The sequence below is a fragment of the Streptomyces fildesensis genome (assembly GCF_016107395.1).
GTDB lineage: Bacteria > Actinomycetota > Actinomycetes > Streptomycetales > Streptomycetaceae > Actinacidiphila > Actinacidiphila fildesensis.
Genome location: NZ_JAAIKO010000102.1, coordinates 1 through 3,250, shown reverse-complemented (window position 1 = coordinate 3,250; position 3,250 = coordinate 1). Strand labels below are relative to the sequence as shown.

The 3,250-nt window shown below is 68.5% G+C and carries 3 protein-coding genes; all 3 read left to right on the top strand.

Going from position 1 to position 3,250, the window contains the following annotated elements; genetic code table 11:
* Positions 1–173: 173 nt before the first annotated feature.
* The 3 genes from C6N31_RS42005 to C6N31_RS41995 all read left to right on the top strand — a co-directional run bounded on the left by C6N31_RS42005 (position 174) and on the right by C6N31_RS41995 (position 3,216).
* Positions 174–1,253: a tyrosine-type recombinase/integrase gene (locus C6N31_RS42005; RefSeq protein WP_198359595.1), complete on the top strand. Its 1,080-nt coding sequence runs from the start codon at positions 174–176 to the stop codon at positions 1,251–1,253.
* Positions 1,250–1,579, top strand: coding sequence for a helix-turn-helix domain-containing protein (locus C6N31_RS42000; protein ID WP_198359594.1), 330 nt, complete (start codon positions 1,250–1,252; stop codon positions 1,577–1,579). The genes C6N31_RS42005 and C6N31_RS42000 overlap by 4 nt, the downstream gene beginning before the upstream one ends.
* A gap of 158 nt (positions 1,580–1,737) precedes the next feature.
* Positions 1,738–3,216: a site-specific integrase gene (locus C6N31_RS41995; RefSeq protein ID WP_198359593.1), complete on the top strand. Its 1,479-nt coding sequence runs from the start codon at positions 1,738–1,740 to the stop codon at positions 3,214–3,216.
* The last annotated feature ends 34 nt before the right edge of the window (positions 3,217–3,250 follow it).

Here is a 3,250-nt window from a genome sequence, read left to right as displayed (position 1 = left end):
ATGTGGGACATCCCGTGAGTTCCCCTGTGGTCGGGTGCGTGATTGTCCCTGTGGTCAGGGGGTTCTTCCTCCTTCGAGTGGCTTGCTGGCTGGTGACGTAACTTCGGGATTCTTGAAGCGTTCTCATCTCGTCTGACCGATCTGCGGTCTGGCCGAAGGCGAGGAGGCTCGGGTTGGCTTCGCTGGCGGTCGTGAGGGATCTGCGCGAGTTCCGGGCACCGGTCTCGGCGGGGGAACTGGAGCGATTCGAGACGGACGTGCTGGCCGGCTTCGTGCTCGCGCGGGCGTCGGCCGGCCTGGCGGACAGCACCATCCGCGGTGATGTCGGGAATCTGGAGCAAATGCGGACCTGGTTCGGGCAGCCGTTGTGGGACATGGAGCCGAAGCATGCGGACGCCTATTTCGGCCAGGTCCTGCGAGGGTCGCCCAGCGGCACCCGCCTGGCCCGATCCCAGGCCCTGACCACGTACTTCGCGTTTCTCGAACTTCGGCACAAGATCGAGATCCACCAGATGACTGGCAGGGTCCTGGAATGCCCGATCGATGAGATGAACCGGCCTCGCGGGAGCAAGGACGCCCAGCTTCGGATCCCGCCGAACACCGCCGAGGTCGCCGCGCTGTTCACCGGCTGGGGCGGGGAGTTGGCGACGTGCCGCAAGTTCGGCCCGACGGCCCGGAACTACGCGGCTGCCAGACTGATGGCCGAGGTCGGGCTGCGGGTCAACGAAGCCTGCCGTCTGGATCTGGGTGACATCAAGTGGGACCTGGGCAGATTCGGGAAACTGCACGTCCGCTATGGCAAGGGCTCGCGGGGCTCGGGTCCGCGTGAGCGCATGGTGCCGTTGATCAACGACGCCGGGCGGACCCTTCAGTGGTTCATCCAGGACGTGTGGGCCCAGTTCGGCGGCGACCACACCCGGCCCGGAGCCCCGCTCTTCCCCTCCGAACGCAAGAGCGTGGACGGCTCACCGCGACGAGCCGGCGACGATGCCCTGAGGTCCGGGCTCGCCGACGCGGCAGCAGCCCATCTACCCATCTGGACAGACAAGTTGACGCCACATGTGCTGCGGCACTTCTGCGCCTCCGAGCTATATCTCAACGGCCTGGACCTGATCTCGATCCAGGAAGTGCTGGGGCATTCGTGGATCGCCACGACAATGCGCTACGTCCACGTGCACCGCACCCGGGTCGAGGACGCCTGGGTGGCCGGCAACGAACGGGCCGCGCGGCGGCTGGGAAGTCTGGTCCGATGAAGTGGAACCTGCGGCTGACGGCGGCGAACCGCGGCGTCTGGAAGGCATCCGACCTGCAGCGGACCCTGGCCGAACACGGCCTGGTGATCTCAGCGGGGAAGATGTCGGGCCTGTGGTCCGGCCAGCCGGCCTCGCTCAAGCTCGACGACATCGACGTCATCTGCGTGGCCCTGGGCTGCGAGATCACCGACCTCCTGGTCCCCGAACCCGAGAAAGTGTCCCGGCCAGGACACCGCGACGGGCAGCAGGCGGCGGTGGCTTCCGGCGGCACGGCGCCGACCGTGGTGCCCCGGCGCCGAGACGGCCGCTCTCTTCCCCCGATGTGACGGGCAACAAGACGATGACACCACCGCGAACGGACAAACCGGCGTCTTCCTGCAAGGCCTGCTTCTCCTGGGGGCAACTGCCCGGATACTCCTGCCGGGCCTGCTTCACCTTCGCCACCCTCCACGAGGTGGGCCAGTGCTCGGCCTGCCACCGGTCAGTGCCCACCAAGAAGGGATACTGCCGACTGTGCTGGCTGCAGGCGAGCCTGGAGGCCAGGGCCAACGGAGAGGTCGTCGTTCTCGCTCCCTATCTCGCACAGCTCCAGCACCAGCAGTTGTTCCTGGCCAGGATGCATCGCATTCGCCAGCCCGGCCCCCTGCTGGGCAGGGCGGGCCGCCGTCCCGCGCGACACACACCCGAGCCCGCACGCTCGCCGTCCCCGTGGATCCAGATGTCGTTGCTCGACGCGGCCCGGGACTACCGACGCTTCGATCGGCGCCGTGACCAGGACCTTAACAACCCCTGGCTCGTCAAGGCACGCCATTTCGCGCGGGAGTTCGGCGAGGCCCGGGGCTGGACGCACTGGACCGCCCGCGAAGTCGACCGCGCACTGGTCATCGCCCTGTCGGGGTTCAGCGCCGGAGACAGCGTGCGCTACTGCGAGTTGCTCCCGGCTCTGCGGGAACGCGGACTGAACACCGGACGCACCACCGAAGTCCTGGACCGCCTCGGCCTGTTCCAGGACGACAGGCCCACCGTCGCGCGATGGCTGGACCGCAAACTCGAGGGCGTCGCTCCCGGGATCCGCCACGATGCCGAGGACTGGGCACGCACACTTCGCGACGGCGGACCGCGCAGCAGGCCTCGGGGCCAGAGCACCGTCTGGCACTACCTCAGCAGCGTCGCACCCGTGCTCCTGGCATGGTCGAACGACCACGACCACCTGCGGGAAGTCACCCGCGAGGAGCTACGAGCCGTCGCCGAAGCGCGCCAGGGCAGCGAGCTCCACCACACGCTCAGCGCTCTGCGGTCGCTGTTCCGGCACTGCAAAGCGACCGGGACCATCTTCCGGGACCCCACCGTCCGGATCCGCCGCGGACGCCGCAGTTACGCAGTGATCCTTCCCCTCGATGCCAGCGATATCCACCGGGCAGTCGCCGCCGCGACCACCCCCACCGCCAGGGTCGTGATCCTGCTGGCCGCCATCCACGCCGCCCGGTCCAAGACCATCGCCGAACTCCATGTGGACGACATCGACCTCGGCCAGCGCACGCTCGTCCTGGCCGGACGCGCCCGTCCCCTGGACGACCCCACGCGCCAAGCGATCACCGACTGGCTCGACTGCCGCCGACAGCGATGGCCGAACACCGCCAACCCCCACCTGCTGATCAACCGGCGCACCGCACTGGGGACCGAGCCGGTCGGCCGGCTCTGGCTCACAAGCCCTCTCCGCCACCAGGTCGCCACCCTGGAACGACTCCGCGTCGACCGCCAACTCGAAGAAGCCCTGACCCACGGCCCCGACCCGCTCCACCTCGCCGAAGTCTTCGGCATCGCCGAGATGACCGCGATCCGCTATGCCACCGCAGCCCGCCAGATCCTGGAGTCCTCCGCGGAAACCGACTCCTCACCTTCAACCCGAACCCAGGGGCCCGCCAACGACCAGCACGCCAACAGACCCTCGGGTTCCCGCTGAGAACCCCTCAGTTCGCCGGAACCCACGGCGGAGG